The organism is Sphingobium sp. YR768 (genome assembly GCF_900111125.1).
Classification (GTDB): Bacteria; Pseudomonadota; Alphaproteobacteria; order Sphingomonadales; family Sphingomonadaceae; genus Sphingobium.
The window spans coordinates 230886-243590 of record NZ_FOGE01000002.1 but is presented as its reverse complement, the minus strand read 5'-3'; the positions used below and the strand labels follow the sequence as shown (position 1 = coordinate 243590).

The following is a 12705-nucleotide window of genomic DNA, read 5'->3' as shown; positions in this document are numbered from 1 at the left end:
CATGCCGAAGGTCAAAGTAGACGGCGTAGAACTCGAAGTCCCGGCGGGCGCCACAGTCCTCCAGGCTTGCGAGCAGGCGGGGAAGGAAATCCCCCGTTTCTGCTATCATGAGCGCCTTTCCATCGCGGGCAATTGCCGCATGTGCCTGGTCGAGGTGAAGCCCGGACCGCCCAAGCCGCAGGCTTCGTGCGCGCTCCCGGCCACTGAAGGTCAGGAAATCCGCACCGACAGCGAAATGGTCAAGAAGGCCCGCGAAGGGGTGATGGAGTTCCTGCTCATCAACCACCCGCTCGATTGCCCGATCTGCGATCAGGGCGGCGAGTGCGACCTTCAGGATCAGTCGGTTGCTTATGGCCGTGGTTCGTCGCGCTATGACGAGAATAAGCGCGCCGTGACCGAGAAGAATATGGGTCCGATCGTCAAGACGGTCATGACCCGCTGCATCCAGTGCACCCGTTGCGTGCGCTTTGCAGAGGAAGTCGCGGGCGTGCCGGAAATCGGCGCCATCTATCGCGGCGAAAATATGCAGATCACCACCTATCTCGAACATGCCGCCAAGAGTGAGCTGTCGGGCAATGTGGTCGATCTCTGCCCGGTCGGCGCGCTGACCGCCAAGCCCTACGCTTTCGAAGCGCGTCCGTGGGAACTCAAGAAGACCCATGCGATCGACGTGATGGATGCGCTCGGCACCAACATCCGCCTCGACAGCCGTGGCCGTCAGGTGCTGCGCGCCGTGCCGCGCATCAATGACGACGTGAATGAAGAGTGGGCGTCAGACAAGACCCGGCACAATGTCGACGGTCTGGTCCGCAAGCGCCTCGACAAGCCGTTCGTCCGCAAGGATGGCAAGCTGGTCCCGGCGACCTGGGCGGAAGCCTTTGCCGCTGTCGCCGCTGTTCAGCATGGCGGCAGCGTCGCGGCGATCGCGGGCGACCTGCTGGACTGCGAAACCATGTTCGCCGGCAAGGCGCTGGTCGAAAAGCTGGGCGGCACGATGCTGGAAGGCCGCCAGACCGGCTTGTCTTACGATGTGTCGAGCCTGTCGTCGGTGGTGTTCAACACGCCGCTCGCCGATCTGGAAACCGCTGACGTCATTCTGCTGGTCGGCACCAACCTGCGCTGGGAAGCGCCGCTGGTGAACACCCGCATCCGCAAGGCGATCAAGAAGGGCGCGAAGGTCTTTGCCGTCGGTCCCGAATTCGACCTGACCTACAAGGTCGAATGGCTCGGCAATGACGCATCGCTGCTCGCCAAGCTGCCGGAAGCGGTGACCGAAGCCTTCAAGGGCGCTGCCCGTCCGGCGATGATCGTTGGCGGCGGCGTGCTGGCCAAGGACGGCGCGCATGGCGATACGCTGGCGCTGGTCGAAACGCTGGGCCTCGTGAAGGACGGCTGGAACGGTTATAACGTCCTGCACTTCGCGGCGGCCCGCATGGGCGGCCTGATGCTGGGCTATGCGACCAAGGGCGGTATCAAGGCCGTGGCGGAAGCCGCGCCGAAGCTGCTTTTCTCGCTGGGCGCGGACGAAGTCGACTATTCGGCGTTCGACGGCAGCTTCAAGGTCTATGTCGGCCATCATGGCGACAAGGGCGCGCATGCGGCGGACGTGATCCTGCCGGGTGCAAGCTATGCCGAAAAGGCGGGCACCTACGTCAATCTGGAAGGCCGGGTGCAGTTCGGTGAAAAGGCCGTGTTCGCGCCGGGCGACGCTCGCGAGGACTGGTCGATCCTGCGTGCCCTGTCGGAAGCGCTGGGTGCCAAGCTGCCGTTCGACAGCTTCGACGCGCTGCGCGCCGAAATGGTCAAGGCGGTTCCGGCGCTGGGCGTCGAAGGCATCGCCGACTATGGCTGGTCCGTTCCTTCGCTGCCCACCGGTGCGACCGGCGAATTCGGTTCGCCGATCAAGGATTTCTACCTCACCAACGCCATCTGCCGTGCCAGCCCGACGATGCAGCAATGCTCCGCCGAGCTGATCCATGGCGTTGAGTATGCGGAGGCCGCAGAGTGACCGCTTTCTTCCAAGGCCTGGGCCTGCCGTTTGAAGGCGCCTGGCTTCTTTCCACCATCGTCGGCATCCTGGTCATTGCGCTGCCGCTGATGCTGGCGGTTGCCATGATCATCTATGTTGACCGCAAGATCTGGGCCGCCATGGCGCTGCGTCGTGGTCCCAACGTGGTTGGCCCGCTGGGTCTGCTCCAGTCCTTCGCGGACGGTCTGAAGGTCTTCCTTCAGGAAACCATCGTTCCGTCGGCGTCGAACAAGGCCCTGTTCCTGATCGCGCCGATCATCACCTTCACCGTGGCGCTGATGGCCTGGGCCGTCATCCCCTTCGGCGTTGGTGTGATGGTGTCCAACATCAATGTCGGCCTGCTCTACATTCTCGCCATCTCGTCGCTCGGCGTTTATGGCGTGATCCTGTCGGGCTGGGCGTCCAACTCCAAATATCCCTTCTATTCCGCGATCCGCGCATCCGCGCAGATGATCAGCTATGAAGTCTCGATCGGCTTCATCCTGATCACCGTGGTCCTGTGGGCCGGCAGCTTCAACATGTCGGCGATCGTGGAAAGCCAGAAGGGCTATTACGGTTTCGTCAACGGCAACTTCATCAACCCGTTGCTGTTCCCGATGGCGATCATGTTCCTGATTTCGGCTCTGGCGGAAACGGCGCGCGCGCCCTTCGATTTGACCGAAGCGGAATCGGAACTCGTCGCGGGCTACCAGACCGAATATTCGTCCATGGCCTTCGCGCTTTTCTGGCTTGGCGAATATGCCAACGTCATCCTGATGTGCGGCCTGAACGCGATCCTGTTCTGGGGCGGTTATCTGCCGCCGTTCGACTGGGCCCCGCTCTATCTGGTGCCGGGTATCATCTGGCTGCTGCTCAAGATGGCCTTCTTCTTCTTCGTCTTCTCCTGGGTGAAGGCGACGGTGCCCCGCTACCGTTATGACCAGCTGATGCGGCTGGGCTGGAAAATCTTCCTGCCGACCTCGCTGCTGTTCGTCTTCCTGGTTTCGGGCTTCCTCATGCTGACAAGGTATTCGTGACATGAGCCTTGGCTATTACGTCAAAAGCTTCACCCTCTGGGAGTTCGTGAAGGCGCATTGGTTGACCTTGAAATATTTCTTCAAGCCCAAGGCGACGATCAACTATCCCTATGAGAAGAACCCGATTTCGCCGCGTTTCCGTGGTGAACATGCGCTGCGCCGCTACCCCAATGGGGAAGAACGCTGCATCGCGTGCAAGCTGTGCGAGGCCATCTGTCCGGCGCAGGCGATCACCATCGAGGCGCAGCCGCGCGACGATGGCAGCCGCCGCACCACGCGCTACGACATCGACATGACCAAATGCATCTATTGCGGCTTCTGTCAGGAAGCCTGCCCGGTGGATGCGATCGTCGAAGGCCCGAACTTCGAGTTCGCGACCGAAACCCGCGAGGAGCTGATCTACGACAAGGCCAAGCTCCTGGAAAACGGTGACAAGTGGGAGCGTGCTATCGCCGCGAACCTTGCCGCTGATGCACCCTATCGTTAAGCCGCCGGCGTCAAAGGGAATATGAACCTGTGATCCACGTCCTCGCCTTCTACCTGTTCGCCATTTTGGTGGTGAGCAGCGGCGCGCTCACGATATTGTCGCGCAACCCGGTCCATTCGGTCCTCTGGCTGATCCTGGCCTTCTTCAACGCTGCCGGTCTGATGATTCTGCTCGGCGCCGAATTCATCGCGATGCTGCTTGTCATCGTCTATGTCGGTGCGGTCGCGGTGCTGTTCCTGTTCGTCGTCATGATGCTCGACATCGACTTCGCCGAACTGCGCGCCGGCTTCGTCAGCTATCTGCCTTTCGGTCTGCTGATCGCGGCCGTGCTGCTGGCGGAAATCGTCCTTGGCATCGGCCTGTGGAGCGTCGGTCCGATCGAACTGGCGCAGCGTGCCGCGCCGGTGAACCCGGAACTGAGCAATATCCAGGCGATCGGCGGTCTTCTCTACACCCGCTATATCTTCCTGTTCGAAGCGGCGGGCATTGTCCTGCTGGTTGCGATGATCGGTGCGATCGTCCTGACGCATCGGGCACGGGGCGGCGTGAAGGGCCAGAATGTCGCCAAGCAGAACCGCCGTCGTCCGCAGGACGCCGTGCGCAACATCAATCAGCCCGTGGGGCAGGGGGTGGAGCTGTGATCGGCCTTCAACATTATATGGTGGTCAGCGCCATCCTCTTCGTGATGGGGGTGCTGGGCATCTTCATCAACCGCAAGAATGTCATCATCATCCTGATGGCGATCGAGCTGATCCTCCTCAGCGTGAACATCAACCTCGTCGCGTTCAGCGCCTTCCTGGGCGATCTGGTAGGGCAGGTCTTCTCGATGTTCGTGCTGACCGTCGCGGCGGGTGAAGCGGCCATCGGCCTCGCCATCCTCGTCATTTACTTCCGTGGTCGCGGCACCATCGCCGTCGACGATGTCAACCGGATGAAGGGCTGAGCCTCCTGACATGATTCAGTATATCGTCCTTCTTCCGCTGCTGGCTGCTGCCATCGCCGGCCTTGGCAACAAGGCCCTTGGCAAGCTGCCCGCAAAGATCGTCACTACCGGCGCGCTGTTCATCGCTTGCGCGCTGAGCTGGGCGACCTTCATTCCTTTCCTGACCGGCCATGCCGAAGCGACCGTGACGCCGCTCTTCACCTGGATCGAAAGCGGCAGCTTCGATGCCCAGTGGGCGCTGCGCGTCGACACGATGACGGCGGTCATGCTGGTGGTCATCACCAGCGTTTCCAGCCTCGTCCACCTGTATAGTTGGGGCTATATGGACGAAGAGCCGGATCAGCCGCGCTTCTTCGCCTATCTCTCGCTCTTCACCTTCGCGATGCTGATGCTCGTGACCGCGAACAATCTGTTGCAGATGTTCTTCGGCTGGGAAGGCGTGGGTCTGGCTTCGTACCTGCTGATCGGTTTCTGGTTCCGCAAGCCGAGTGCAAACGCGGCCGCGATCAAGGCGTTCGTCGTCAACCGCGTCGGCGACCTTGGCTTCATGATGGGCATTTTCGGCACCTATCTGGTGTTCAACACCATCTCGATCCCGGAAATCCTGGCCGCAGCGCCCTCGATGGCCGGTTCGACCATTGGTTTCCTCGGCTATCGCTTCGACACCATGACCGTGCTCTGCCTGCTGCTGTTCGTCGGCGCCATGGGCAAGTCGGCCCAGTTGGGCCTGCACACCTGGTTGCCGGACGCGATGGAAGGCCCGACCCCGGTGTCGGCGCTGATCCACGCGGCGACCATGGTCACTGCCGGCGTCTTCATGGTCTGCCGTCTGTCGCCCATGTTCGAAACGTCGGAAACGGCGATGCATGTCGTCACCTATGTCGGTGCCGCGACCTGTCTGTTCGCGGCTACCGTCGGCACGGTGCAGACCGACATCAAGCGCGTGATCGCCTATTCGACCTGTTCGCAGCTGGGCTATATGTTCTTCGCGGCGGGCGTGGGCGCCTATGGCGCGGCGATGTTCCACCTGTTCACGCACGCTTTCTTCAAGGCGCTGCTGTTCCTGGGCGCCGGCTCGGTGATCCATGCGATGCACCATGAGCAGGACATGCGTTACTATGGCGGCCTGCGTAAGAGCATCCCGATCACCTTCTGGACGATGACGCTTGGCACTCTTGCCATCACCGGCGTCGGTATCCCGCTGGTGGGCGTTGGTTTCGCCGGCTTCTATTCGAAGGACGGCATCCTCGAAGCGGCCTTCGCGGCCGGTGGTCCGGGCGTTGGCGCCTATTATGTCGGCGTGTTCGCTGCGCTGTTGACCAGCTTCTACAGCTGGCGCCTGGTGTTCCTCACCTTCTTCGGCAAACCGCGCTGGACCCAGTCCGAGCATATCCAGCATGCACTGCATGACGCCCATGGCCATGCGCATGATCATCACGCCCACGGCCATGATGATCATGCGCATGCCGCCCATGACCATGGTCACGGTCATGACGATCATCATGCCCATGATGCAGGCGACGGCCATGCTACCGATGGAACTGGTGGCTATCACCCGCATGAAAGCCCGCTGGTCATGCTGGTGCCGCTGCTGGTGCTCAGCCTGGGTGCGGTGTTCGCCGGCTTCGTCTTCCACGACCAGTTCATCGGTCCGGAAGGTGGCGTGGAATTCTGGAAGGGCGCGCTCTTCTTCGACAGCCACCTGATGCATGCGGCGCATGAAGTGCCGACCTGGGTCAAGTTCGGTCCGTTCACCGTGATGCTGACCGGTCTGCTGATCGCATGGCTGGCCTATATCAAGAATACGGACTGGCCGCAGCGCTTCGTCGCGACCTTCGGTGCCCTGTACCAGTTCCTGCTGAACAAGTGGTATTTCGACGAACTGTACAACTTCCTGTTCGTCAAGCCTGCCTTCGCCATCGGCCGCTTCTTCTGGAAGTTTGGTGACGTCGGCTTCATCGACCGCTTCGGCCCCAACGGGCTGGCTGCTTTGGTCGTGCAGGGCAACAAGATCACCCGTCGGCTTCAGTCCGGCTACCTCTACACCTATGCGCTGGTGATGCTCATCGGGCTCGCCGCGGCTGCAACCTGGGCGATGACACGATAATGGACGGCTTCCCCATCCTTTCCCTGATGATGGCAGTGCCGATGGCTGGGGCCATCGCCTGTCTCTTCGCAGGCGCCAATGGCGCGCGCTGGATAGCTCTGATCGCCACTCTGGTCGATCTGGTGCTGGGCATCGCGCTCTGGGTGAATTTCGACCAGGGCGGGCTGCAATGGCAGTTCCAGGAATATTATCCCATCTTCGGGCGCTTCGCCTGGGCGCTGGGTATCGACGGCATCGCCCTGATGCTGATCGCGCTCACCGTCTTCCTGATGCCGATCTGTATCGGCGCCAGCTGGGAAGCCATTCAGAAGCGCGTGCCGGAATATATGGCGGCTTTCCTGCTGATGGAGGTGCTGATGATCGGCGTCTTCGCGGCGCAGGATCTGTACCTTTTCTACATCATGTTCGAAGCCGGCCTGATCCCCATGTATCTGGTGATCGGCATCTGGGGCGGCGCGGATCGTATCTACGCTTCGTACAAATTCTTCCTCTACACGCTGCTCGGCTCGGTCCTGATGCTGATCGCGATGATGTGGATGGTGCATGAAGCCGGCACGACCGAAATTCCGGTCCTGATGACCTATAATTTCGATCCGCATGTCCAGACCTGGCTATGGCTCGCCTTCTTCGCCAGCTTCGCGGTGAAGATGCCGATGTGGCCCGTTCACACCTGGTTGCCTGACGCGCACGTTCAGGCGCCGACGGCCGGTTCGGTCATTCTGGCGGGCGTGCTGCTGAAGATGGGTGGCTATGGCTTCATCCGCTTCTCGCTGCCGATGTTCCCGGAAGCCTCGGCCCAGTTCGCCTGGCTGGTGTGGGGTCTGTCGATGGTCGCGGTGGTCTATACCAGCCTCGTCGCTCTCGTTCAGTCCGATATGAAGAAGCTGATCGCTTACTCGTCGGTTGCGCACATGGCGATCGTGACCGTCGGCCTGTTCGCCTTCAACCAGGCGGGCATTGAAGGCTCGATGATGGTCATGCTGGGCCATGGTCTGGTGTCGGGCGCGCTGTTCCTGTGCGTCGGCGTTATCTACGACCGGCTGCATACCCGTGAGATCAGCCGCTATGGCGGCCTCAGCATCAACATGCCGAAATATGCGGTGCTGTTCCTGCTGTTCACCATGGCGTCGGTCGGTCTGCCGGGCACGTCCAACTTCGTCGGCGAATTCCTGTCGCTGATGGGCATCTATCAGGCATCGAGCTGGGTTGCGCTGGTCGCCACCACCGGCATCATCCTGGGCGCGGCCTATATGCTCTACCTCTATCGCCGCATCTGTTATGGCGATCAGGTGAATGCCGATGCCGCCGCGATGCCCGACCTGTCGGTGCGTGAAATCGCTCTGCTGGCACCGCTGGCTGTGGCCACCCTGTGGATGGGCGTCTATCCCGAGAGCTTCCTGGCTCCGATGCGCGCCGACATCCATGCGCTTGAAGCGCGTCTCGCCCCTGCGGCTCCCGCAGGAGATTCCAAGATCAAGATGGGTGCGCCCAAGCCTGCGGGCGAGGGCCATCACGAAGAAGCTGCCGCGCACGGGGAGGCGCACTGATGATTGACTCCGCTTCCCTTCTGGCGGTCCTGCCGGAACTCACCCTGACGGCGGGTGGCCTCATCCTCATGCTCGTCGCCGCTTTCGGCGGTGACAACTCGGCCCGCCTGGTCAATTGGCTGGCGGTTCTGGTCCTGATCGGTGCGGGTCTGGCTCTGCCTTGCTCGCTGGCCCATGGCCCGGACGCCTTTGACGGTCTGATGCGTGCCGACGCCTTCTCCGCCTTTGCCAAGGGCCTGATCTATGTCGCGGCCGCCGCCGCGATCCTGCTGGCTCCACGCTTCTTCTCGGTCGGCGGGCGTCCTCGCCCAGAATATCCGGTGCTGATCCTGTTCGCTGCCATCGGCATGGGCATGATGGTGTCGGCGGGCGACCTGCTGACGCTCTATGTCGGCCTGGAGATGAACAGCCTGGCCTCCTATGTGCTGGCCAGCTTCATGCGTCAGGACGAGCGTTCTTCCGAAGCGGGCCTGAAATATTTCGTGCTCGGTTCACTGGCGAGCGGCATCCTGCTCTATGGCTCGGCGCTGCTCTATGGCTTCACCGGCACCACCGCGTTCGATGGTATCGCGGTCGCCATGGGCGACGGCGTGTCAAAGGGCGAACTGTTCGGTCTCGTCTTCCTGCTGTCGGGCCTGGCGTTCAAGATCAGCGCCGTGCCGTTCCACATGTGGACGCCCGACGTCTATGAAGGTGCGCCGACCCCGGTTACCGCCTTCTTCGGCAGCGCGCCCAAGGTTGCAGCGATCGGCCTGACCGTTCGTGTCGCGATCGAGGCGCTGGGTCCGGCCGGTCTGGACTGGCAGCAGATCGTGATCTTCGTTGCGCTCGCTTCCATCCTGTTCGGTGCGGTCGCGGCCATAGGCCAGACCAACATCAAGCGCCTGATGGCCTATTCGTCGATCAACAATGTCGGCTTCGCGCTGGTCGGCCTTGCCGCCGGCACGCCTGCCGGTGCGGCTGCCACGATGAGCTATATGGCGATCTATGTCGTCATGACCATCGGTGGCTTTGCCTGCATCCTTCAGATGCGCGATGCGGACGGCAAGCCGATTGAGGCGATCGCAAGCCTCGCCGGCCTGTCGCAATCGCGCAAGGGACTGGCCGCCGCGCTCGCCATCTTCATGTTCTCGATGGCTGGTATCCCGCCGCTGTTCGGCTTCTGGGCGAAGTTCCTGGTGTTCGATGCGGCCGTGGCGTCCGGGCTGACGGCGCTGGCCGCCTTCGGTATCGCGATGTCGGTGATCGGCGCCTTCTATTATCTCAAGATCATCAAGACGATGTATTTCGACGAGCCAACCATCAGCTTCGAAGCAAAGGGCGGTGCAGTCGAGAATGTCATCCTGACGGCCTGCGCCGTGGTGATCCTGCTGGGTTATCTGCTCAATCCCGTACTGGATCAGGCGAGCGCTGCCGCTGCGGCGTCGCTCTTCTGACAAATCTTCTCTTCGTAGAGGAAACCGGCTCCACCAATGCGGACATGTTCGCGTTGGTGGAGCAAGGTGTATCGGAGGGCTGCTGGCTGCGCGCCGGCCGCCAGACCGGAGGACGGGGCCGCATGGGCCGCGTCTGGGAAAGCCCGACTGGCAATCTCTATTGCTCCACGCTGGTCCGGATCGGTGCCAACGATCCCCTGCCGCATACGCTGGCGCTGGTCGCCGCCAATGCGGTGCATGCGCTGATTGCGCCGCTCTGTGCTGGGCAGGCGCGGATCAAATGGCCCAATGACATATTGGTCGAAGGCGCCAAGATTGCCGGCATCCTGCTGGAGCGGGTCGGCGACGCCATCGTCATCGGCATCGGCATCAATGTGACCGATCATCCCACCGATCTCGATCGCCCCGTCACCAGCCTGTTCGGGCAGGGGAGCAGGGATGCGGAGGCTGGCGCGCTGCTCGAACGGCTGGCGCAGCTTTTTGCTCATTGGCTGAGTATCTGGCGGGCGCAGGGGCTCGACCCCGTTCGCGCACATTGGTTGCTGAACGCACATCCCCTTGGCACCGCCATGCGCGTCGTTCAGCCGGATGGCGAGGTGGTCGAGGGCCAGTTCGACACGCTCGACCGGCACGGCATGTTGATCCTGCGCTTGGCGAATGGCGATAGCCGTGCCATTCACGCCGGCGACATCATTCTGACCTGAAGGACGGGCCATGCTTCTCGCGATCGACGCGGGCAACACCAATGTCGTTTTCGCGCTGCTGGACGGGCGGGACATCCGCACGCGCTGGCGGATCGCAACGGACCCGCGCCGCACGGCGGACGAATATGCGGTCTGGCTGCACCAGCTTCTCCAGTTGGAGGGCTATACGATGGCCGATGTCGATGCGGTCATCATTGCGACGGTCGTGCCGCGCGCGCTGCACAATCTTCAGGTGCTGGCTGACAAATATTTCAAGACGACGGCGCTGGTTGCAGGGCAATCCCCGGTTGACTGGGGCATCGAACTGGACGTGGCGGAGCCGGCATCGGTGGGCGCGGATCGGGTTGTAAATGCCATCGCCGCCCACCATCTTTATTCCGGCGATCTGATCGTCATCGATTTCGGGACGGCGACTACATTCGACGTGGTGGACTATAGCGGCGCCTATAAAGGCGGGATCATCGCGGCGGGCATCAACCTGTCGCTGGATGCGCTGGTCGCGGCGGCGGCGAAGCTGCCAAAGATCGCGATCGAGCCGCCGGAGAATCGGTCGGTGATCGGTCGCACGACGGTCGATGCGATGCAGATCGGTGTATTCTGGGGCTATGTGGCGATGATGGAAGGGCTGGTCGCGCGCATTCGCGCGGAAATCGGTCGCCCTGCCAAAGTAATTTCGACGGGCGGCCTGGCCGTCCTTTTTGACGACAATAGTGATATTTTCGATGCGATCGCGCCGGACCTGACCATTCAGGGATTGGCGCTGTTGTACGAACGGAGTTTGAGAACATAATGATACCCAAGGATGAGCTGCTCTTTCTGGCCCTGGGCGGGTCGGGTGAGATCGGCATGAACGTCAATCTATATGGCTGCCAGGGCAAATGGGTGATGGTCGATCTGGGCCTGACCTTTGCCGATCCGGCCTATCCGGGCGTGGAACTGGTCCTGCCCGACCTGTCCTTCATCGAGGACCGCAAGGACGATCTGCTCGGCATCGTGCTGACCCACGGGCATGAAGATCATATCGGCGCCATCCCCTATCTGGCCGCCGATCTGGGCGTGCCGCTCTATGCGACGCCCTTTACCGCAGGTCTGATCCGGCTGAAGCTGGAGGAAGAGGGCCTCACCAAGGACGTAAAGCTGCACGTCATCGAGAATGAAGGCAGCTTCAATCTCGGCCCGTTCGGCTTCCGTTATGTGCCGCTGGCCCATTCGATCCCGGAGGGCAATGCCGTCCTGATCGACACGCCGCATGGCCGCATCTTCCACACCGGCGACTGGAAGCTGGACGAGCAGCCTTTGCTTGGCCAGCCGTCGACCCCGGCGGAATTGACCGCGATCGGCGACGAAGGCGTGCTGGCGCTGGTGTGCGACAGCACCAATGTCTTCAACCCCGAAGCCAGCGGCTCCGAAAGCGATGTACGCGAAGGGCTGATGCAGACCATCGCGAGCGCCAAGGGCCGTGTGCTGGTGACGACCTTTGCGTCGAACGCCGCGCGCGTGCAAACGCTGGGCGAAGTCGCGGTGGCCACCGGGCGCAAGCTGTGTGTGGCCGGGCGTTCGCTCGATCGCATCATCGGTACGGCCAAGGCCGCGGGCTATCTGAAGGATTTCCCGCCGATGATCGATTGGGACGATGCGATGGCCTTGCCGCGTCGCGACGTGATGATCGTCGCGACCGGCGGGCAGGGGGAAGCGCGGGCCGCGCTGTCGCGCATTGCGTTCGACAGCCATCCGATCAAGCTGGCGGAAGGCGACACGGTCGTCTTTTCCTCCAAGCAGATCCCCGGTAATGAAATCGCCATCGGCCGCATCCAGAATGCGCTGGCGGCGAAGAATATCCTGATGGTTACGGACCGGCAGGCGGAAGTGCATGTGTCGGGCCACCCCGGTCGCCCGGAACTGGAGGCGATGTATCGCTGGATTCGCCCGGAAATCCTGCTGCCGGTCCATGGCGAACGGCGCCATATGGCGGAGCAGGCACGTCTGGGGCTTGCCAGCGGTTTGCGCCATGCGGTGGTGCAGTCGAATGGCGATGTGCTGCGCCTCGCACCCGGTGCGCCGCAGATCATCGGTCAGGAAGATACCGGTCGGCTGGTGCTGGACGGCGATGTCATCCTGCCGGCCGACGGATCGACCATGAACGAGCGGCGCAAGCTGGGCCTGCATGGGCAGATCAGCGTGGCCGTGGCGATCGACCGCAAGGGCAAGCTGATCGGCGATCCGGCGCTGCGCACGCAAGGTGTGCCGGTGGAGGAAGATAAGGCGGCATTTCTGGCGGAAGCAGCCGATGAGGCTGCCGCCGTGATCAGCAAGGGATCGCTGGAGGACGACGCGCTGCGTGAGCGTGTCCGTCTGGCCGTCCGTCGGACCGCGACCCGCTGGACCGGCAAGAAGCCGATAGTGGACGTTTTGCTCATCCGCGCCTAATCAGGTCGC

General features: G+C 62.2%; 11 protein-coding genes. All 11 read left to right on the top strand.

The window, feature by feature from the left end:
* Window position 1 precedes the first annotated feature (1 nt).
* The 11 genes from nuoG to BMX92_RS03510 are packed head-to-tail and all read left to right on the top strand — an operon-like array spanning window position 2 to window position 12696.
* On the top strand, window positions 2-2008 hold the full coding sequence (gene nuoG, locus BMX92_RS03560) for an NADH-quinone oxidoreductase subunit NuoG (protein ID WP_093011996.1): 2007 nt from the start codon (window positions 2-4) through the stop codon (window positions 2006-2008).
* The gene (gene nuoH, locus BMX92_RS03555; protein WP_093011994.1) at window positions 2005-3045 is read left to right on the top strand and encodes an NADH-quinone oxidoreductase subunit NuoH; all 1041 of its coding nucleotides are present in this window, start codon (window positions 2005-2007) and stop codon (window positions 3043-3045) included. Before nuoG ends, nuoH begins: the two co-directional genes overlap by 4 nt.
* 1 nt (window position 3046) lies before the next feature.
* A complete protein-coding gene (gene nuoI, locus BMX92_RS03550) occupies window positions 3047-3532 on the top strand; it encodes an NADH-quinone oxidoreductase subunit NuoI (protein WP_004211738.1) in 486 nt (161 codons plus the stop codon).
* Window positions 3533-3561: 29 nt separating this feature from the next.
* The gene (locus BMX92_RS03545) at window positions 3562-4173 is read left to right on the top strand and encodes an NADH-quinone oxidoreductase subunit J (RefSeq protein WP_093011992.1); all 612 of its coding nucleotides are present in this window, start codon (window positions 3562-3564) and stop codon (window positions 4171-4173) included.
* The gene (nuoK, locus tag BMX92_RS03540; RefSeq protein ID WP_004211745.1) at window positions 4170-4475 is read left to right on the top strand and encodes an NADH-quinone oxidoreductase subunit NuoK; all 306 of its coding nucleotides are present in this window, start codon (window positions 4170-4172) and stop codon (window positions 4473-4475) included. The genes BMX92_RS03545 and nuoK overlap by 4 nt, the downstream gene beginning before the upstream one ends.
* A gap of 10 nt (window positions 4476-4485) precedes the next feature.
* A complete protein-coding gene (nuoL, locus tag BMX92_RS03535; protein ID WP_093011988.1) occupies window positions 4486-6582 on the top strand; it encodes an NADH-quinone oxidoreductase subunit L in 2097 nt (698 codons plus the stop codon).
* Window positions 6582-8129, top strand: coding sequence for an NADH-quinone oxidoreductase subunit M (locus BMX92_RS03530; RefSeq protein WP_093011921.1), 1548 nt, complete (start codon window positions 6582-6584; stop codon window positions 8127-8129). Before nuoL ends, BMX92_RS03530 begins: the two co-directional genes overlap by 1 nt.
* Window positions 8129-9565: an NADH-quinone oxidoreductase subunit NuoN gene (nuoN, locus tag BMX92_RS03525; RefSeq protein ID WP_093011918.1), complete on the top strand. Its 1437-nt coding sequence runs from the start codon at window positions 8129-8131 to the stop codon at window positions 9563-9565. The genes BMX92_RS03530 and nuoN overlap by 1 nt, the downstream gene beginning before the upstream one ends.
* Complete coding sequence (locus tag BMX92_RS03520; RefSeq protein ID WP_256213272.1) at window positions 9562-10269, top strand: biotin--[acetyl-CoA-carboxylase] ligase; 708 nt, start codon at window positions 9562-9564, stop codon at window positions 10267-10269. Before nuoN ends, BMX92_RS03520 begins: the two co-directional genes overlap by 4 nt.
* Window positions 10270-10279: 10 nt before the next feature.
* Window positions 10280-11059 carry a type III pantothenate kinase gene (locus tag BMX92_RS03515; RefSeq protein WP_093011912.1) on the top strand — a complete coding sequence of 260 codons (780 nt, stop codon included), beginning with the start codon at window positions 10280-10282 and terminating at the stop codon, window positions 11057-11059.
* The gene (locus BMX92_RS03510; RefSeq protein ID WP_093011909.1) at window positions 11059-12696 is read left to right on the top strand and encodes a ribonuclease J; all 1638 of its coding nucleotides are present in this window, start codon (window positions 11059-11061) and stop codon (window positions 12694-12696) included. Before BMX92_RS03515 ends, BMX92_RS03510 begins: the two co-directional genes overlap by 1 nt.
* Window positions 12697-12705 lie beyond the last annotated feature (9 nt).

Coding starts and splice junctions, on each gene's coding strand:
- nuoG (WP_093011996.1), top strand. CDS start 2: ATGCCGAAGGTCAAAGTAGACGGCGTAGAACTCGAAGTCCCGGCGGGC.
- BMX92_RS03530 (WP_093011921.1), top strand. CDS start 6,582: ATGGACGGCTTCCCCATCCTTTCCCTGATGATGGCAGTGCCGATGGCT.
- nuoL (WP_093011988.1), top strand. CDS start 4,486: ATGATTCAGTATATCGTCCTTCTTCCGCTGCTGGCTGCTGCCATCGCC.
- BMX92_RS03510 (WP_093011909.1), top strand. CDS start 11,059: ATGATACCCAAGGATGAGCTGCTCTTTCTGGCCCTGGGCGGGTCGGGT.
- nuoI (WP_004211738.1), top strand. CDS start 3,047: ATGAGCCTTGGCTATTACGTCAAAAGCTTCACCCTCTGGGAGTTCGTG.
- nuoN (WP_093011918.1), top strand. CDS start 8,129: ATGATTGACTCCGCTTCCCTTCTGGCGGTCCTGCCGGAACTCACCCTG.
- BMX92_RS03515 (WP_093011912.1), top strand. CDS start 10,280: ATGCTTCTCGCGATCGACGCGGGCAACACCAATGTCGTTTTCGCGCTG.